The sequence below is a fragment of the Actinomadura mexicana genome (genome assembly GCF_900188105.1).
In the GTDB taxonomy this organism is placed as follows: domain Bacteria; phylum Actinomycetota; class Actinomycetes; order Streptosporangiales; family Streptosporangiaceae; genus Spirillospora; species Spirillospora mexicana.
In genome coordinates, this window is the sequence record NZ_FZNP01000006.1 from 309,069 (window position 1) to 327,205 (window position 18,137).

The 18,137-nt window shown below is 70.6% G+C and carries 18 protein-coding genes and 2 pseudogenes; 4 read left to right on the top strand and 16 right to left on the bottom strand.

What is annotated here, in order from left to right; genetic code table 11:
• Nucleotides 1-49: 49 nt before the first annotated feature.
• From CHC11_RS17855 to rpsB, 5 genes are all read right to left on the bottom strand, one after another.
• On the bottom strand, nt 50-1,042 hold the full coding sequence (locus CHC11_RS17855; RefSeq protein ID WP_245919366.1) for a phosphatidate cytidylyltransferase: 993 nt from the start codon (nt 1,040-1,042) through the stop codon (nt 50-52).
• Complete coding sequence (frr, locus tag CHC11_RS17860; RefSeq protein ID WP_089312860.1) at nt 1,042-1,599, bottom strand: ribosome recycling factor; 558 nt, start codon at nt 1,597-1,599, stop codon at nt 1,042-1,044. The genes CHC11_RS17855 and frr overlap by 1 nt, the downstream gene beginning before the upstream one ends.
• 74 nt (nt 1,600-1,673) lie before the next feature.
• Entirely contained in the window at nt 1,674-2,375 is a 702-nt protein-coding gene (pyrH, locus tag CHC11_RS17865) for a UMP kinase (RefSeq protein ID WP_372505197.1), read from the bottom strand.
• A gap of 135 nt (nt 2,376-2,510) precedes the next feature.
• The gene (gene tsf, locus CHC11_RS17870) at nt 2,511-3,347 is read right to left on the bottom strand and encodes a translation elongation factor Ts (protein WP_089312862.1); all 837 of its coding nucleotides are present in this window, start codon (nt 3,345-3,347) and stop codon (nt 2,511-2,513) included.
• Nucleotides 3,348-3,432: 85 nt separating this feature from the next.
• Entirely contained in the window at nt 3,433-4,446 is a 1,014-nt protein-coding gene (gene rpsB / locus CHC11_RS17875) for a 30S ribosomal protein S2 (RefSeq protein WP_089312863.1), read from the bottom strand.
• 391 nt (nt 4,447-4,837) lie between these two features.
• On the opposite strand from rpsB, the gene CHC11_RS17880 reads away from it, so the two are divergent.
• Nucleotides 4,838-5,542, top strand: a complete 705-nt coding sequence (locus tag CHC11_RS17880) for a murein hydrolase activator EnvC family protein (RefSeq protein ID WP_089312864.1) — start codon at nt 4,838-4,840, stop codon at nt 5,540-5,542.
• Between the two features lie 199 nt (nt 5,543-5,741).
• Here CHC11_RS17880 and CHC11_RS17885 read toward each other — a convergent pair whose 3' ends face one another.
• Nucleotides 5,742-6,653 carry a tyrosine recombinase XerC gene (locus CHC11_RS17885; RefSeq protein ID WP_245919368.1) on the bottom strand — a complete coding sequence of 304 codons (912 nt, stop codon included), beginning with the start codon at nt 6,651-6,653 and terminating at the stop codon, nt 5,742-5,744.
• 155 nt (nt 6,654-6,808) lie between these two features.
• Between CHC11_RS17885 and CHC11_RS17890 the strand changes: the two genes are divergently transcribed.
• Genes CHC11_RS17890 through dprA form a run of 3 tightly spaced genes read left to right on the top strand, consistent with a single transcriptional unit; the run spans nt 6,809 to nt 9,921 of the window.
• The gene (locus tag CHC11_RS17890) at nt 6,809-7,162 is read left to right on the top strand and encodes a YraN family protein (protein ID WP_089312866.1); all 354 of its coding nucleotides are present in this window, start codon (nt 6,809-6,811) and stop codon (nt 7,160-7,162) included.
• The gene (locus CHC11_RS17895; protein WP_089312867.1) at nt 7,163-8,713 is read left to right on the top strand and encodes a YifB family Mg chelatase-like AAA ATPase; all 1,551 of its coding nucleotides are present in this window, start codon (nt 7,163-7,165) and stop codon (nt 8,711-8,713) included.
• Nucleotides 8,710-9,921, top strand: coding sequence for a DNA-processing protein DprA (gene dprA / locus CHC11_RS17900; protein ID WP_089312868.1), 1,212 nt, complete (start codon nt 8,710-8,712; stop codon nt 9,919-9,921). The genes CHC11_RS17895 and dprA overlap by 4 nt, the downstream gene beginning before the upstream one ends.
• Before the next feature lie 438 nt (nt 9,922-10,359).
• Here the strand turns inward: dprA and CHC11_RS17905 are convergent, their stop codons facing one another.
• The 10 genes and pseudogenes from CHC11_RS17905 to ffh all read right to left on the bottom strand — a co-directional run bounded on the left by CHC11_RS17905 (nt 10,360) and on the right by ffh (nt 18,117).
• Nucleotides 10,360-10,674 carry a DUF2469 domain-containing protein gene (locus CHC11_RS17905; RefSeq protein ID WP_089312869.1) on the bottom strand — a complete coding sequence of 105 codons (315 nt, stop codon included), beginning with the start codon at nt 10,672-10,674 and terminating at the stop codon, nt 10,360-10,362.
• The gene (locus CHC11_RS17910; protein ID WP_089312870.1) at nt 10,671-11,396 is read right to left on the bottom strand and encodes a ribonuclease HII; all 726 of its coding nucleotides are present in this window, start codon (nt 11,394-11,396) and stop codon (nt 10,671-10,673) included. Before CHC11_RS17910 ends, CHC11_RS17905 begins: the two co-directional genes overlap by 4 nt.
• 696 nt (nt 11,397-12,092) lie before the next feature.
• Entirely contained in the window at nt 12,093-12,974 is an 882-nt protein-coding gene (gene lepB, locus CHC11_RS17915) for a signal peptidase I (protein ID WP_245919370.1), read from the bottom strand.
• 168 nt (nt 12,975-13,142) lie between these two features.
• The gene (gene rplS / locus CHC11_RS17920) at nt 13,143-13,493 is read right to left on the bottom strand and encodes a 50S ribosomal protein L19 (protein ID WP_089312872.1); all 351 of its coding nucleotides are present in this window, start codon (nt 13,491-13,493) and stop codon (nt 13,143-13,145) included.
• 118 nt (nt 13,494-13,611) lie between these two features.
• Nucleotides 13,612-14,250, bottom strand: a pseudogene (gene trmD, locus CHC11_RS17925) (tRNA (guanine(37)-N(1))-methyltransferase); the annotation flags it as partial.
• A gap of 383 nt (nt 14,251-14,633) precedes the next feature.
• Nucleotides 14,634-14,847: pseudogene (locus CHC11_RS17930) on the bottom strand (tRNA (guanosine(37)-N1)-methyltransferase TrmD); the annotation flags it as partial.
• Entirely contained in the window at nt 14,844-15,356 is a 513-nt protein-coding gene (gene rimM / locus CHC11_RS17935; RefSeq protein WP_089312873.1) for a ribosome maturation factor RimM, read from the bottom strand. The pseudogene CHC11_RS17930 and the gene rimM, both read right to left, overlap by 4 nt.
• An 11-nt stretch (nt 15,357-15,367) precedes the next feature.
• Entirely contained in the window at nt 15,368-15,610 is a 243-nt protein-coding gene (locus CHC11_RS17940) for an RNA-binding protein (RefSeq protein WP_021598307.1), read from the bottom strand.
• A gap of 1 nt (nt 15,611) precedes the next feature.
• On the bottom strand, nt 15,612-16,061 hold the full coding sequence (gene rpsP, locus CHC11_RS17945) for a 30S ribosomal protein S16 (protein WP_089312874.1): 450 nt from the start codon (nt 16,059-16,061) through the stop codon (nt 15,612-15,614).
• A 478-nt stretch (nt 16,062-16,539) separates the two neighbouring features.
• On the bottom strand, nt 16,540-18,117 hold the full coding sequence (ffh, locus tag CHC11_RS17950; protein ID WP_089312875.1) for a signal recognition particle protein: 1,578 nt from the start codon (nt 18,115-18,117) through the stop codon (nt 16,540-16,542).
• Nucleotides 18,118-18,137: the final 20 nt, after the last annotated feature.

The window sequence follows — 18,137 nt, forward strand, 5'->3', positions numbered from 1 at the left end:
GTCTCCCAGAGGCGGTCCGCATCCGGCCAAGGAACACTTCTAGAGCGTTCTAGCTGGGGACGAACAGTTCCAGCAGCAGCCAGACGACGGGTGCCGTCGCGACGAGGGAGTCGAGACGGTCCATCACTCCCCCGTGGCCGGGCAGGAGCGTTCCCATGTCCTTGATGCCGAGATCCCGCTTGACCATCGATTCGACGAGGTCGCCGGCGGTCGCGGTCACCACGGCGGCGAGCCCGATGATCACACCCTGCCAGACCTGGCCGCCGTCCAGGAGCCACCACACCAGCCACCCGCCGACGATCATGCAGGTGACGGCGGATCCGGTGACGCCCTCCCAGGTCTTCTTCGGGCTGATCGTGGGCGCGAGCTTGTGCTTGCCCAGGAAGGATCCGGCGAAATAGCCGCCGATGTCGCTGGCGACCGTGGTGGCGATGAAGATGACGATGCGGTGGTCGCCGTCGCCGGGACGCATGAGCAGCGCGACGATCCCGCCCATCAGCACCAGGTAGCCGGCCACGAGCGATCCGGCGGTGACGTCCCGCACGTATCCGGAGGCGCCCTCGGTCAAGCGCGTCATCAGCAGCGCCAGGACCGTGAGCGAGACCGCCGCGACGGTGGCGGTGGCACCCCAAACGTAGGCGACGACGGGCGTGCCGACCATTCCCGTCGCGACGGGAATGAACGGGACGCGGATGTCACGGCTCTTGAACGCCTCGGTCAGTTCCCGCATACCGAGGAACAGGAACACGACCATCACGCCAAGGAAGATCTCCTTGACCGTGTACAGCGAGAGCAGCACGAGAGCGCCGAGCGCGAGGCCGACGCCTATGGCCAGCGGGAGGTTTCGCCCCGTCTTGCTTTCAGGCTTCCCAGCGGGGGTCGCGCCGCCGGAAGGCGAGGGGTCACCGGAGGGCGGAGGGGCGCCGGAGCCGTCCTGCCCCTGCCCGGGGGGCGAGCCCGGTTCGCCGGGGGGTGGGCCGGCCATGTCGACCTCCGGCTCGTCCGGGAAGCCCGAGGGCTCCCCGGCGTCGTCGAGTCTCATCAAACTTCGAGCAGTTCGGCCTTCTTGTGCTCAAGTAGCTCGTCGATCTGCGCCACGTAGCGGTGCGTCATGTCGTCGAGTTCCTTCTCGGCACGCCTGACATCGTCCTCGCCGACCTCGCCGTCCTTGGCCAGCTTGTCGAGGGCGTCCTTGGCGCGGCGCCGGATGTTGCGGATGGAGACCCGGCTCTCCTCCGCCTTGGTGCCGGCGACCTTGATGAACTCCTTGCGGCGCTCCTCCGACAGGTCGGGGAAGACGACCCGGATGACGTTGCCGTCGTTGGTGGGGTTCACGCCGAGGTCGCTGTCGCGGATGGCCCTCTCCACCGCCTGCATGGACGACTTGTCGAAGACCTGGACGATGACCATCCGCGGTTCGGGGAGCGTGAACGACGCGAGCTGGTTGATCGGCGTCGGCGTCCCGTAGTACTCAGCGGTGATCTTGTTGAACATCGCGGGGGTGACCCGGCCGGTGCGGATGGCCTGGAAGTCTTCCTTGGCGACCGCGACCGCCTTCTCCATCTTCCCCTCGGCTTCGAAGAGGGTCTCGTCGATCACTGTGACTCCCGTGTCATCTGGTCGGCCCTGGTCCTGCGGTTCCGCGCCGCGTCCGACGCGGCCGCGGGCTGCGGTCAGCCCTCCGCCGGGCTGACCAGCGTGCCGATCTTCTCACCCCGGACGGCCCGGACGATGTTGCCCTGCCCCATGAGGTCGAAGACCACGATGGGGAGCGCGTTGTCCATGCAGAGGCTGATGGCCGTGGCGTCCATGACCTTCAGGCTCCGTTGTAGGACTTCACCGTATTCCAAACGGTCGAACTTGACCGCGTCTGGATTCTTTCGGGGATCGGCATCGTAGACACCGTCCACTTGCGTGGCCTTCAGTACCGCCTCCGCACCGATCTCCAGCGCGCGCTGGGCGGCGGTGGTGTCGGTGGAGAAGAACGGCTGGCCGAGCCCGGCGCCGAAAATGACCACCCGGCCCTTCTCCAGGTGCCGGATGGCGCGGCGCGGGATGTAGGGCTCGGCCACCTGGCTCATGGTGATGGCGGTCTGCACGCGCGTGTCGAGCCCGAGCTTCTCCAGGAAGTCCTGCAGGGCCAGGCAGTTGATGACGGTGCCGATCATCCCCATGTAGTCGGCGCGCCCGCGGTCCATGCCGCGCTCGGCCATGACGGCGCCGCGGAACATGTTGCCGCCGCCGCACACGACCGCCACCTGCACACCGTCCCGGACGGCTTCGGCGATCGCCTCGGCGACGTGCTGGACGACCTCCGGGTCGATACCGAGCGGGTCACGTCCGGCGAAGGCCTCGCCCGAGAGCTTCAGAAGCACCCTCTTCCAGCCCGCGCGAGGCGCGTGCTGGCCGGACGACGAGGCCGCCGTCGCGCTACTGGTCGTCTTGTCCGGCACGTCGGCGGCCTCCTCGTTGCGTTCGCTATGTTTCGGGTACTCGTCTCCAGAGTGCCCTTAAGCCTGCCCGACCTTGAACCGGGCGAAGCGGACGACCTTCACGCCGGCCTCGTCGAGGACCTTCGCGATCGTCTTCTTGTTGTCCTTCACGAACGCCTGCTCCAGGAGCACGAAGTCGCGGAAGTAGGCGTTCACCCGGCCCTCGACGATCTTCGGGATGGCCTGCTCGGGCTTGCCCTCGTCGCGGGTGAGCTGCTCGGCGAGCGCCCGCTCCTTCTCGACCGCCTCGGCGGGGATCTCCTCGCGGGTGAGGTACTTGGGGGCCATCGCCGCGATCTGCTGGGCGACGTCCTTGGCGACCTCGGCGTTCTCGCCGTCCAGCTCGACCAGCACGCCGGTGGTCGGCGGCAGCGACGGGTCGGACTTGTGCAGGTAGCTGGCCACATAGGCGCCCTGGAAGTGGGCGAACCGGCGCAGCTCCAGCTTCTCACCGATCTTGGCGCTGTTCTCCTCGATCAGGGCCTGGACGGTCTTACCGGGCTCGATCTCGATGGTCAGCAGGCCTGCGGCGTCCGTGGCACCGTTGGCGGCCGCGAACTCGACCAGGCGCTGGGCGAGCTCGATGAACTGCGCGTTCTTGGCGACGAAGTCGGTCTCGCAGTTGAGCTCCAGGAGCGCCCCGTCACCGGAGTTCGCGAAGTACTCGGCGACGAGGCCGTTGGCGGCGGTGCGCTCGGCGCGCTTGCCGACGTCCTTGGCGCCCTTGAGGCGCAGCAGCTCGGTCGCCTTCTCGAAGTCGCCGTCCGCCTCGGTGAGGGCGTTCTTCACGGCCATCATGCCGGAGCCGGTGAGGTCGCGCAGCCGCTTGACGTCAGCGGCGGTGAAGTTGGCCATCGCTCTCTTCGCTTCTCTCGTCGTTGGTCGTGGGACCCGCGACGGTCCCGGCGGCGTCCGCGTGGACGCCGCCGGGACCGCGGGATCAAGCCTGCTCGGCCTCGGCGGCCTTCGGGGCCTCCTCGGCCGGAGCCTCCTCAACCGGAGCCTCCGCAGCGGGGGCCTCCTCGGGAGACGCGGCGGCCTCCGCCGGAGCTTCGGCCTCGGCCGACGCCTCGGCAGGGGCCTCGGCCGGCGCCTCGGCCTCATCCGAAGCCTCGGCCGCGGCCTCGGTCTCGGCCGGGGCCTGCGCGGCTCCGTCGGCCTCGCCGGGCTTCAGCAGGTCACGCTCCCACTCGGCCAGGGGCTCGCTGCCGGCGGCCGCGGTGCCCTCGGCGGGCTTCTCGTCGCCACCTGGCGCGGCGCCCGCGCGGGCGATGAGGCCGTCAGCGACGGAGTCGGCCACGACGCGGGTCAGCAGGCTGACGCTGCGGATGGCGTCGTCGTTGCCCGGGACCGGGTAGTCGACCTCGTCGGGGTCGCAGTTGGTGTCGAGGATGGCCACGACCGGGATGCCGAGCTTCTTGGCCTCGTTGACCGCGATGTGCTCCTTCTTGGTGTCCACGATCCAGATGGCGCTCGGAACCTTCGCCATGTCGCGGATACCGCCGAGGGTGCGCTCCAGCTTGTCCTTCTCGCGGCGCAGGCCGAGGAGCTCCTTCTTGGTCATGCCGGAGCCGGCCACGTCGTCGTAGTCGATCTCCTCCAGCTCCTTGAGCCGCGTGAGCCGCTTGTGGACGGTGGAGAAGTTCGTGAGCATGCCGCCCAGCCAGCGCTGGTTGACGTAGGGCATGCCGACCCGGGTCGCCTGCTCGGCGATGGACTCCTGGGCCTGCTTCTTGGTGCCGACGAACAGGATCGTTCCGCCGTGGGCGACCGTGGCCTTGACGAACTCGAACGCGCGGTCGATGTAGGACAGCGACTGCTGCAGGTCGATGATGTAGATGCCGTTGCGCTCGGTGAGGATGAAGCGCTTCATCTTCGGGTTCCACCGGCGGGTCTGGTGGCCGAAGTGGACGCCGCTCTCAAGGAGCTGCCGCATGGTGACGACGGGTGCCATAGCCCGTGTTCTCCTTCTCTGGCCCTGCCGGGCCGCATTTGGTTATCTGCCTGCGCCCGGGTGCTGCCCCACCGTCGCCGAGGCGACGGACCGAGGGACTGCGCCCCACCAGGTTTGCGGTGGCATGCGGACGCGTGAAATCAGCCGCCGGGATACCTCCAGGCGGCTGTGACCCGTTGCCGGGTCTGGGTCCCGTCCGCTCTGGGAGCGGCTTCTCGCCTGCCCGCCCTGGAGCGGAACGACGACGGCCTGACCCTGACCGATGCCCTCTCGGACACACATACAGATTATCAGGGCGCGAAGGTGTCCGCGCCTCATCGATTCCCCGCAGTTATCCACAGTTCGCGAACCCCGTCGACGAGCCGCCGCGCCGCCCGGCAGGGTTCGGTCCATGACCGTGTTCTCGCTGCTCCTTACGTGCATGATCGCCATCGGGTCGCCCGGCCTGGACGCCTGGCGCTGGCCTTTAGGGCCGCCGGCCCCGCAGGTGGTGCGCGGCTTCTCGCCCCCGGCCGTCCCTTGGGGCGCGGGCCACCGCGGTGTGGACCTCGCGGCGCGTCCGGGGCAGGCCGTCCACGCCGCCGGGCCAGGCCGCGTCGCGTACGCCGGCGATCTGGCGGGACGAGGAGTCGTCGCCATCGACCACGGCGTCCTGCGGACCACGTACCTGCCCGTCCGCCCCAGCGTCCACACCGGCCGCCGTGTCACGTCCGGCGCGCGGATCGGCGTCCTGCAACGAGGGCTGCTCCACTGCCCCATGGCGTGCCTGCACTGGGGTCTGCGCCGCGGTGCCCTGTACCTGAACCCGCTCAACCTCGTCCAGCGCCAGGTACGCCTCCTGCCTCTCTGGCACCAGCCCACACCAACGGCGACGGCGACCCCTCGCCCCGTTGATTCGCCGTCTCGGCAGCCAAGGATGGCCTTGCGCGACGCAGCCACCGCCACGGGCGGAGCACTATCGGGCATGCTCCTGGCCTTCGCCCTGGCCTTCGCCTGGCGTCGAACCCGCCTCCGCTTCCGGATGCACCGCCGCCGCCGTCAGCCGCCGGGCGTCATCAACCTCTCCCAGGAACGCCACCTACGCCGCGCTCCCTGACCCGTCCCGTTCCCGCCGCCCGGCTCCACCAGAGCAGGGCGGCGGTTCGGCACCACGCATTCCAGAATGATCGGGCGGTCACGACCGCCAACGCCGAGTGCCACACCGGGCGCACTGCACCGCACCCCCCGCCGCCCGCCTCTGGGTCGGCGTACGTCTGAGGGACGCCGTTCGTCACCTTTTCTCGTGGTTCTCGCGCTTAGTCGGCGCGGGCGCCTCGGGGGTGGGCTTGGCGGTGGACCTGCCTTAGGCGTTCAGCCGAAACGTGTGTGTAGATCTGGGTCGTCTGCAAGGACGCGTGGCCGAGGATCTCTTGGACGCTGCGCAGATCGGCACCGCCTTCGAGGAGGTGGGTGGCGGCGGAGTGGCGGAGGCCGTGCGGACCGAGGTCGGGGATCTGTCCTACCTCCGAGATCCTTGTGTGGACGATCCGCCGGGCGCTCGTGGGGTGCAGGCGGCCTCCGCGTGCGCCGAGGAACAGAGCGGGGCCACTGTTCTCGCTCGCTAGTACGGGGCGTCCGGCGCGCAGCCAATCCTGGACGGCGCGGGCAGCGGGCTCTCCGAGCGGAACCGTGCGCTCCCGCCCGCCTTTACCCAGGACTCGGACGGTCCCGCGACCGGTGTCCAGGTCGTCGACGTCGAGCCCGCAGAGTTCGCTCACGCGGACTCCCGTGCCGTAGAGAACCTCTAGGACGGCCAGATCGCGAAGCCCCACGGGCCCTTGGGCGTCCACGGTGTCCAGGAGATGTGCCGCATCGTCCTGAGTGAGGACGGTGGGAAGATCACGCCGTCGTTTGGGCGTGCCCAGCAGCAGACCGGGGTCGTTCTCGAGAAGCCGCCGCCGGTGCAGATGGCGGGTGAAAGCGCGGACTGCCGCCGTCCGTCGGGCCAGGGTCGCCCGGGATCGGCCGAGAGCATGCTGGCGGGCGAGCCATGCCCGCAGCACCGAGATATCCAGTTCCGCCGGCTCCGTCAGGCCGGCCAGGGCGACATAGGCGCAGAGGTCGGCCAGATCGCCGAGATAGGCCCGCAGGGTGTGCGGCGAGACGTCCCGCTCGGCGCGCAGATGACGGCCGAACTCGGCGACGGCGTCCTCCAGCGCGTTGGTCACAGGCGTCACGCTGCGCCAAGCCCTTGCCCGAAGCAAGCACCGAACCCCGGTTTCGAGCGAATCACCCGGAAGCTCCCCCGCGTTATCCACAGAACGTTGTTCTGCGACTACGGTCCGCGAGACTCCGGCACTGTCGAAGGCCGGAGGTGAGGCCCATGACTGCCCACATCAATCTCGGCCGCCGCGGCGAGGACGCCGCCGCCCGGTACCTGGCCGGACTCGGCTGGACGATCCTCGACCGCAACTGGCGGTGTCCCGAAGGCGAGCTGGACATCGTCGCCCACGACGGGCGACGCCACATCGTGTGCGAGGTGAAGACCCGCCGGTCGGCCCGCTTCGGTGATCCCTTCGACGCGATCACCGGCGACAAGGCCGCCCGGTTACGGCGGCTGGCCTGGCGATGGGCCGCCGCGCACGGCGTCAGCGGCGCACCGATGCGGGTGGACGTGCTCGGCCTGATCGGCGACGGCGACGCCTTCTCGATCGATCATCTGAAGGAGGTGTGCTAGATGACGCTGGCCAGAACGCGCTCGGTCTCCCTCGTCGGCGTGGACGGGTTCGTCGTGGACGTCGAGGCGGCCATCACCAGCGGCGTCCCGGGCATGCACCTCGTCGGCCTCCCGGACACCGCCCTCAGCGAGGCCCGCGACCGCGTCAGGGCGGCGATCTTCAACTCTGGCGAGGACTGGCCCAACCGCCATGTCACGGTCTCGCTGTTCCCGGCGAGCATGCCGAAAAAGGGTGCGACCTTCGATCTGGCCATAGCGGTCGCGCTACTCGGGGCGGCGGAGGTGGTCCCACCGCGCAGCTGCGCGGAGATGGTGCTGATCGGCGAGCTGGGCCTGGACGGGCGCGTCCGCCCGGCCCAGGGCGTGCTGCCCGCGGTGCTGGCCGCCGTGAACCGCGGGTACCGCACGGTCGTCGTCCCGCGCGCCAACGCCGAGGAGGCCGAACTCGTCCCGGATACGAAGGTGGTGCCCGCGAGCACGCTCCGCGGGCTGCTGTGCCTACTGCGCGACGAACCACCGCCCTCCGAGGAGGACGAGGAAGACTCTCCTGCGCCCCCGAAGGGGTTCGGCCTAGGGCAGCAGCCCATCTCGCCCGACCTGGATCTGGCCGACGTCAGGGGGCAGGCCGAGGCCCGCCGCGCCCTGGAGATCAGCGCCGCGGGAGGGCACCACCTGTTCTTCGCCGGTCCGCCGGGCTGCGGGAAGACCATGCTCGCGGAGCGGCTCCCGACGCTGATGCCGCCCCTCGAACGGGAGGTCGCCCTGGAGGTCACCACGATCCATTCCGTCGCCGGGACCCTCCGGCCGGGTCAGCCCCTGATCACGCAACCGCCGTTCTACGCGCCGCACCATACGGCCTCCCGCGCCTCGATGGTCGGCGGCGGCTCGGGCCGCGTGCTCCAACCGGGCGCGGTCTCACTGGCCCACCGGGGGATCCTCTTTCTGGACGAGGCGCCGGAGTTCATGGCCGGAACGCTCGACGCCCTGCGGCAACCGCTCGAAGAGGGCGAGGTACGAATCAGCCGCATCGAGGGCATCGCGCACTTCCCCGCCCGGTTCACACTCGTCCTCGCGGCCAATCCGTGCCCGTGCGCCGCGGCGAAACAGATCGACTGCTCCTGTGCCCCGGGCATCCGCCGCAAGTACGCCAGCCGGGTGTCCGGCCCGCTGCTCGACCGCATCGACCTCAAGCTGGAGCTCACCCCGGCCAGTCGCGCCGAGCTCCGCTACGACCTGGAGTTCGCCGAGTCGAGCAAGGTGGTCGCCGAGCGGGTCATGCTGGCCCGCGAACGAACGATGAGACGCCTGGCCGGCACGCCATGGCGGTCCAACTCCGAGGTCCCCGGGCCGGAACTGCGCCGCCGCTTCACACCGCCCCAGGAGGCGATGCACGGCGCCGACGAGGCCCTGCACCGGGGCACGCTCAGCGCACGCGGCCTCGACCGGATCCTGCGGGTGGCCTGGACGATCGCCGACCTCGCGGGCCACGACGAGCCCGGGCCGGACGACGTCGGCGGGGCGCTCACCCTCTGGTCCGCGGGGCGCCAATGAGCGACGAGCGAACCGCCCGCGCCACCCTGACCGCGGTCGCGGAACCCGGAGACGCCTTCCTGAACCGGATGATCGACCACTGCGGCCCCGAGAACGCGCTGGAGGCCGTCCGGACCACCCGGCTCCCCCAGGGCCTGTCAGCCACCCCTCAGGAGGTTCGGCGTCTCGACAACTGGCGGATCCGGCTCATCGCAGCGGAACCCGACCAGGACATGGCCGTCTGCGCCCGGTTCCGCGGCCGCCTCGTCTGCCCGGGAGAGCCCGAATGGCCGACGACCCTCGACGACCTCGGCGCCGGCCGCCCGTACGCCCTGTGGCTGCGCGGCCCCGGCGACCTGCGCTACAGCTGCCTGCGTTCGGTCGCCGTCGTCGGTTCCCGCGCCGCGTCCCCCTACGGCCTGCGCGCCGCGGCCGACTTCGCCTCCGAACTCGCCGACCAGGGCTGGACGGTGATCTCCGGCGGCGCCCTCGGCATCGACGCGGCCGCCCACCGCGGCTCCCTGGCCGCCGACGGCCCGACCGTCGCGGTCCTGGCGAACGGCGTGGACGTCCCCTACCCGGCGTCCAACGAGGGGCTCTTCGCCGAGATGGCGCGGCGATCGCTCCTCGTGAGCGAGTCGCCGCCGGGCACCCACCCGCACCGCCTCCGCTTCCTCGTCCGGAACCGGGTGATCGCGGCCCTCTCCCGGGGCACGGTCATCGTCGAGGCGGAGGCGCGCAGCGGTGCCCTCAACACCGCCGGCTGGGCGGCCAGACTCGGCCGCGTGGTCATGGCCGTGCCGGGCCCGATCACCTCTCGCTCCTCGATCGGCTGCCACCGACTCCTGCGCGAGGAGGGCGCCACCCTCGTCACCCGCCCCGAGGAGATCATCGAGGCCGTCGGCCGCATCGGCGCCGACCTGGCCCCGCCGCCGGCCACCCCCGTCCTGCCCCGCGACCGCCTGGAACCGGTCACCCGCTCCGTCCTGGAGGCGTTCCCGGCCCGCGGTGCCGCCGGGCCCGCCCAGCTCGCCGTCAAGGCGGGCGTGGACCTGAACACCGTCAACGCCAAACTCGGCCTGCTCGCCGCAGGCGGCTTCATAGAGCGCACGCCCTCCGGCTGGCGCCTGACGAAGTCCGGCAGGTCGAACAGCCCACCCGCCGTACGGTCGGCCGACCCTCCGCCCCTCCCCCACGCCGGCAATGACCACCCGCAGGAGCCCCGGTGATCCCTGCAACGTCACACGCCTGCCCCTCTGGCCCTGGCGCCCAGTCCGGAGACCCGAGCCTGGAAGACGACTCACACGGCCCTCCACCGCCCACACGTCCGCCGACGAGTCGCACCTGCGTCAACCGCATCCACGCTCACCCAGCTGTCGGCGGCATGCCTGAGGGGGGCCCTGACTTGCGGGTGAAGCCACACCACCGAACGGCACTCCCAAGGTGAGCCCTCCTCACAGTCGACGGCACGCCGGAAGGCATGAGCTGCGTTCGACCGCAGGTCACCGATCGGGACTCTCGTAAATGAGCCGTTCTCACTGTCGGTGGCGCGTCTGGGGGCATGGCCTGCGGGCGCGCGGTGGGGCATCGACCAGGTTCGGGTGAGGGCGATCCCTTTCTTGGCTGACACCAGCTCAGCGGAGGGAGTGGTCTTGCGCGTGGGCGGACTAATCCTCGGCGGGGAGTTCGAAGTCGCTCTTCGCCAACTCCTCGACGTTGACGTCCTTGAACGTGACGACTCGAACGTTCTTGACGAAGCGGGCCGGACGGTACATGTCCCAGACCCACGCGTCCTGCATGGTGACCTCGAAGAAGACCTCGCCGTTGTCGACGCTGCGCACCTGGAGGTCGACCGAGTTCGTGAGGTAGAACCGGCGCTCGGTCTCGACGACGTAGTCGAACAGCCCGAGGACGTCGCGGTACTCGCGATAGAGCTGCAACTCCATCTCGGTCTCGTACTTCTCGAGATCCTCCGCGCTCACGCCCGTGCCCCTTCCGTGCGGTCCTCATCGGGGAGCTCCCCCTCGGTCTCCTCCTCCAGGACCACATCTCCATTGTTACGCAAGGCACGCCCGACGTTGACGTAGGAGAACCGATGCTCAGGACACGGACCGTGCCTCTCCAGCGCCCTGCCGTGCGCACGGGTCACATAGCCCTTGTGAACGTCGAAGCCGTACTCGGGATACCGCTCATGGAGGTCCACCATGATCCGGTCCCTGGTGACCTTCGCGATGATGGACGCCGCGGCGACGCAGGCCGCGACCTGGTCGCCCTTGATCATCGGGAGGCCGGGGACGTCCAGCCCCGGCACCGGGAACCCGTCGCTGATCACATACGCGGGACGCCTGTCGAGGGCGGCCAGCGCCCGCCGCATCCCGGTGATGTTGCACCGGTGCAGGCCCAACCGGTCGATGTCATGGCACGGGATGACGATGGCGCTCCACGCGTGGGCACGCTCGGTGATCTCGGCGTACAGCCGCTCCCGGCGCGCGGGTGTGAGCAACTTGGAATCCATGAGGCCGTCGATCTTCCCTCGTCCGCCCTGAAGGATCACCGCGCCGACGACCAGCGGCCCCGCACAGGCCCCCCGCCCCGCCTCGTCGACGCCGGCGACGGGGCTGAAACCCGCGTGGCCGAGAGCCCGCTCGTACGCGAACAGTCCTGCGTCCCGGCGCGGTGTGAAGCGGAGTGGACGACCGTTCATGCTCCGCAGCGTACGTCCCAGCAAGCCCCGGCCGCTCCCCGAACGCCACGCTTACTGCCGTATGGCGCACCACACCGATAACCGCCCAAGCCAGAAGCAGCCCACAGGTTCTCTCCGACCCCGGCTCCACACCGCCCCCACGCGGCGAACGTTCGCCCTCGACGAGCCGAGCACCTGCGCCCTCACCGCCGATCGCGAAATCTGGCGGCACGGCCACGGCGGCGACCGCCGCCAGGCCACCGCACCACCAGCCCTCCACGGCAACAAGCCTCAAGCCTCCGCGCCGCCAGCCCTCGGGCCTCCGCACCGCCAAGCCTCAGGCCTCCGCGCCGCCAGCCCTCGGGCCTCCGCACCGCCAAGCCTCGGGCTCCCGCACCGCCAGTCCTCGGGCCTGCGCGCCGCCAAGCCTCAGGCCCCCGCACCGCCAGCCCTCGGACATCCGCGCCGCCAGCCCTCGGGCCTCCGCACCGCCGAGCCTCAGGCTTCAGGACCTCCGCGCCGGAAGGGCTCAGGTGTACGAGGGGACGCCGTACGGGGGGCCGGGCTCGCCGGGCTGCGCGCCGCCCTGGACCGCGACGGGTCTCCGTGCTGGCAGGCCTTGGGCTCTGGTCAGGTTGCTGGCAGGGCGGTCAGGCGTGCGGCTTCTGAACACGGAACGGGCAGGGCCGCTTCACCGGGTTCGGTCGGTGCGTGGGGTCAGGGTCTGTAGAGGTGGCGGCGTCTGAGGTAGGCGAGAGGCAGGGTGCAGAGGATGCCCAGGGCGTAGGGGGCGGCGGGGAGGGCGGCTGCGCCGGACTTCTCCAGGGCGGGCTGTTTGTAGGTGGCCGGGATCGGCAGAGTGCCGAGGCGGTCCAGAGGCCAGACGATGACGAAGGCGCGGCCGATGACGCGATCGATCGGGATGGTGCCGCCGCCGGGGTCGCCGCGGTGGGAGCGGGAGTCGTAGGACAGTTCGCGGTGGTCGCCCATCACCCAGAGCTGACCCGGCTTCACCGTGACGTCGAAGGGGTCGTTGGAGGGCTTGTTCTGCTCATGGGTGATCGGGTCGGTGAAGATGTAGGACTTCTCGTCCAGGGGGACCCCGTTGACGGTGACGCGGCCCTGGGCGTCGCAGCACTTGACGTGGTCGCCGGGGATGCCGATGACGCGCTTGATGTAGTCCTTCTCGTTGGGCGCGACGCCGAAGGCGGTGCCGACGGCGCGCAGGGCCTTGGAGACGGGATTGCTGGGCTCTTCGACCTGGACCTCGGGGTCCCAGGAGTCGAGGCCGTTGAAGACGATGACGTCACCGCGGGCGATGTCGCGGGTGTGGTACACGATCTTGTTGACCAGGACGCGGTCGCCGACCTGGAGGGTGTTCTCCATGGAGCCGGACGGGATGTAGAACGCCTGGACCGCGAACGCCTTGATGACAAGGGCCAGCACGACGGCGACCACGATGAGGACGGGAAGCTCTTTCCAGAAGGAGCCCTGCTTCTTCTTGCGCTTGCCGTCTTCTTCGGAGTCGTCGGCGGTCTCATCGGCCGAGTCCACGGGCTCCTTCTCTTCGGGCACCGCGCCCTCGGCTTCGGATCGCACGTCTCTCCGATCGTCCTCGTCAGTCATCAGAGCGAAAGCCTAGCGGCGCGGTGCCCATGGGACGCCGCGCGTGGGCGTGTCGCCGACGACCAAGCCGATCATCTCCGTCCAGAACCGGCAACGCCCCGGGGACCGTCGCGGGTTCCCGGGGCATCGTGGTCCATCGGCTCAGTGGTCGCGCTTCTCCTTGATGCGCGCGGCCTTGCCGCGCAGGTTGCGCAGGTAGTAGAGCTTGGCGCGGCGGACGTCGCCGCGGGTGACGACCTCGATCTTGTCGATGGAGGGGCTGTTGATCGGGAACGTCCGCTCGACGCCGACGCTGTAGGAGACCTTCCGGACGGTGAAGGTCTCGCGGGCGCCGCCGCCCTGCCGCCGGATCACCACGCCCTGGAAGACCTGGATACGGCTCCGGTTGCCCTCGGTGACGCGCACGTGCACCTTCAGCGTGTCGCCCGGACGGAAGTCCGGGACGTCGGCGCGCATCGCGGCCTTCTCGATCTCCTGGATCAGGGTGTGCATCGCAGCGTTTCCTCGTGGTCGAACGCGGGCGTCGAGAGGCCCCGGTGGGTCCTTCGTGGGGGCGTCGCGCCGCGGAAAGTGGTATTCGGGTGCCGTGCGGTCAAGACACACGGACGCCTCAGTCTGCCATACCTTCGCCGTCAACCGGAAAACCGGCCTCGCGCAGCACGGCGCGGTCGTGCTTGTCGAGGGCCTCCGGCGCGAGGCGGGAGAGCAGTTCGGGGCGGTGCCGGGCCGTCCGGCGCAGCGCCTCGTCGCGCCGCCAGCGGGCGATCGCGCCGTGGTGCCCCGAAAGAAGAATGTCCGGAACAGGCCGCTCGCGCCAGACGGGAGGCTTGGTGTAGACGGGGCCTTCCAGGAGCGATTCCATCGCGCCGGGGGCGAAGGAGTCGTCGGCGACGGAGTCGGCGTTGCCGAGGACGCCGGGCAGGAGGCGGCCGATCGCCTCCACCATGACGAGGACGGCGACCTCCCCGCCGGCGAGGACGAAGTCGCCGAGGCTGACCTCGTCCACCGGCATCCGGGTCCGGGCCTCCTCGGCGACGCGGGAGTCGATGCCCTCGTAGCGCCCGCAGGCGAAGATCAGCCACGGCTCCGCCGCGTACCGCACCGCGTCCGCCTGCGTGAACGGCCGCCCGCTCGGTGTCGGAATGACCAGCCGCGGCACCGTCCCGGGGGCCGCCCCAGTGGCGGATGCCTCTCCGCCGGGCGCTGCGGCCTCCGGATCACGGGCGGATTCCGGTCCGGGCGCGGCGGGCTCGCCCACCCCGGCGGCGCCGAGCGAACCCGTCTCCGACTTCGCGGACGAGGCCGTCCCGGACACCCCAGATGTACCCAACCTGGACGCGCCAGGTCCCTTTGCGCCTGGTGGGACCGGTCTGGACGCGCCGGACGGCGTCCCGAATGCGCCAGGGGGGGCCGGCTCGGAAGCGCTCAGCCGGTCGGCTGCCAGTCGGTCGGACGGTTCTCCCCTACCGGGCGAACCAGCGTCCGAGGCACCACCGGAACGTGTCGCGCCGGAGGCGTCTCCGGACGAGGCCAGGGACGACGTCTCGCCGGGTACGGGCGGGGTGGAAGGGCCGCCGCCCGGCGGGGACGGGCTCGTCCCGGGCAAGGTGCCCGGGAAGGGGGGCACCAGGGTGTCGAGCACCTCGCCCCAGGGGTCGGGTTTCATGACCATGCCGGGGCCGCCGCCGTAGGGGGTGTCGTCGACGGTGCGGTGCCGGTCGTGGGTCCATTCGCGCAGGTCATGGACGCGGACGTCCAGCAGTCCGGCGCGCCGGGCCTTGCCCAGGAGGGAGATGTCCAGCGGGGCGAAGTACTCGGGGAAGATCGTGACTATGTCGAGTCTCATGATTCGTCGAGCAGACCGGGGGGCGGATCGATGACGAGCCGCCCCCCGGGAACGTCCACCTCGGGGACGAGCGCGGCCACGAAGGGGACCAGCTTCTCGCCCCCCGCCCCGCGCACGACCAGGAGATCCTGGCCGTGGTGCAGGACGTCCGCGACCCGGCCGACCTCGGTCCCGTCCGTGGTGACCACGGCGAGTCCGAGCAGTTCCTGGTCGTGGAAGTCGTCCGGGTCGGCGGACGGGGGGATGTCACCGGGATCGACGAGGAGCCACGTGCCGCGCAGTTCCTCCGCGGCGTCGCGGTCGCCGATCCCGGCGAAGCGCACGAGCAGGCGTCCCGAATGCCAGCGTTTCCGCTCGATGGTGAGCGGACCGGCGGTGACGGGGTCGGTGGCGATCGCCGTGCCCGGGACGAACCGGGACTCCGGATCGTCCGTGCGGACGTCGACGGAGACCTCACCGCGAATCCCGTGCGGCCGTCCGATCCGTCCCACCACGAGCGGTTCGCTCATCGGGACGCCACTCAGCGGACCTCGTTGACGTCGAGTAGGTCGACACGCACGTAACGGCCTCCGGAGAGGGCGCTGATCACCGTGCGCAGGGCCTTGGCGGTGCGACCGCTCCGGCCGATGACCTTCCCGAGGTCCTCGGGGTGCACACGCACCTCCAGGACCCGGCCGCCCCTGATCCGACGGGCGCGAACCCGGACGTCGTCCGGGTTCTCGACGATCCCGCGGACCAGGTGCTCGAGCGCTTCTTCGAGCACGTCAGCCCTCGCTCTTGGCTTCGTCGGTCTCGGCGGCCTTCGCCTCGGTCTTCTTCGGCTCGGCCTTCTTCTTGCCGCGGCTCGCGGTGCCGGCGGCCTCGTCGTCGCCCAGCGACTCCTTGACGGCGGCCTCGAACGCGGCCTTCTTGTCGGCCTTGGGCTCGGCGACCCTGAGGGTGCCCTCGGCACCCGGCTCGCCCTTGAACTTCTGCCAGTCGCCGGTGATCTTCAGCAGGTTGAGCACGGGCTCGGTCGGCTGCGCGCCGACACCCAGCCAGTACTGCGCCCGCTCAGAGTCGATCTTGATGAGCGAGGGCTCCTGCTTGGGCTGGTAGAGCCCGATCTCCTCGATGGCCCGCCCGTCCCGCTTGGTGCGGGCATCGGCGACGACGATCCGGTACTGCGGGTTCCGGATCTTCCCCAGACGCTTGAGCTTGATCTTGACTGCCACGGGTGTGGTGTACTCCAACTTCATCACTGGATGGGCGGGCCCGCGCCAGGTGGGGAACACCGGCTCGCGGCCGCCCGATGGACTCCGGTCGCGCAGGACGAGAGAGGGCGCCTCGCGATTCCGGGTTTCCAGCCTGTCATTGTGCCAGACGTTCGCCGCGAAAGCGCAATCGCGCCACCCGGGTGTCGCCCCTCCGCCTTAACGCCCAGCCCCCCGCGAGCCGCACGCCTCCGCAACACACGACCCCAGCTATGCGCGAACCGTGTTGTCAGGGCGGTCGGCGCAGGTCCGGGACGCACGTCCCCGGACGCGGACCCTTCCGGCCGGGGCGTTGCGCGCGAGCTGCGGACCAGGGGAACGGCGGGTCGTGACGAGTCGCGCAGGGGCCGGGCTGTCGGCAGATACGTCCCCGCCGCGCGACCCGAGTCGTGCACGGGCCGCACGGTCGGGGGTGTGCGATATGCGTCAGCTGGGCGGGTTACTTCTTCTTGCGGCCCTGGAGTTTGTTCAGGTCGGGCATCTGGAAGCCGGGCGGGAGCTGGCCGCCGCCCAGGCCGGGCGGGAGGGTGCCGCCGCCGAGGCCGGGCGGGAGGCCCTTCGGCGTGCCCTCGCCGGCGGGGGCCTGCTCCTGAGAGGGCTTGCCCGCGGCACGCTTGCGGGGGTCGCCGCTGCGCTGCTTGCCCTTCTTGTTCTTGGCGGCCTTCGCCGCCTTGGTCGCCTTGCGGCGGCCGCCGGGCATGCCGGGCAGGCCCATGCCGCCGGCCATCTGGCGCATCATCTTCTGCGCGTCGAAGAACCGGGTGACCAGGCTGCTGACCTCGCCGACACCGACGCCGGAGCCCTTGGCGATGCGGGCCCGCCGCGAGCCGTTGATGATCTTCGGCTGGGCGCGCTCCTGCGGGGTCATCGAGCGGATGATCGCGGCGATGCGGTCCAGGTCGCGGTCGTCGATCTGGCTGATCTGGTCGCGGACCTGGCCCATGCCCGGCATCATCCCGAGCAGGTTCCCGATCGGGCCGAGCTTGCGGATCATCATCATCTGCTCGAGGAAGTCCTCGAGGGTGAAGTCCTCGCCCGAGGCGAACTTGCTGGACATCTTCTCGGCCTGCTCGGCGTCGAACGCCTGCTCGGCCTGCTCGATCAGGGTGAGGATGTCGCCCATGTCGAGGATCCGGCCCGCCATGCGGTCCGGGTGGAAGACGCTGAAGTCCTCGAGCTTCTCGCCCGTGGAGGCGAACATGATGGGGCGTCCGGTGATGTGCCGGACGGACAGCGCCGCGCCGCCGCGCGCGTCGCCGTCGAGCTTGGTGAGGACGACGCCGTCGAAGCCGACGCCGTCCATGAAGGCCTGGGCGGTGTTGACCGCGTCCTGGCCGACCATGGCGTCGACGACGAACAGGATGTCGTCGGGGTGGACGGCGTCGCGGATGTCGACGGCCTGCTGCATCATCTCGGCGTCGATGCCGAGGCGGCCGGCGGTGTCGATGACGACGACGTCGTGCAGGGCGTGCCGGGCCTGGTCGATCGAGCGGCGCGCCACGTCGACCGGGTCGCCGACGCCGCTGCCCGGCTCGGGCGCGAACACCGGGACCCCGGCCCGCTCGCCGACGACCTGGAGCTGCTGGACGGCGTTGGGACGCTGGAGGTCGGCCGCCACCAGCATCGGCGTGTGGCCCTCCTGCTTCAGCCAGCGGGCGAGCTTGCCGGCGAGGGTGGTCTTGCCGGCGCCCTGCAGGCCCGCGAGCATGATCACGGTCGGCGGGGTCTTGGCCAGCCGGATCCGCCGGGTCTCGCCGCCGAGGATGGTGATGAGCTCCTCGTTGACGATCTTGACGACCTGCTGCGCCGGATTCAGCGCCTGCGAGACCTCCGAGCCCTGCGCCCGCTCCTTGATCTGCGCGATGAAGTCCTTGACCACGGGGAGCGCGACGTCGGCCTCGAGGAGCGCGATCCGGATCTCGCGGGCGGTCGCGTTGATGTCGGCCTCGGAGAGCCGGCCCTTGCTGCGCAGCGACGAGAAGACCGTCGTCAACCGGTCGGAGAGCGTCTCGAACACGTGTCTGGACCGTCCTTGGA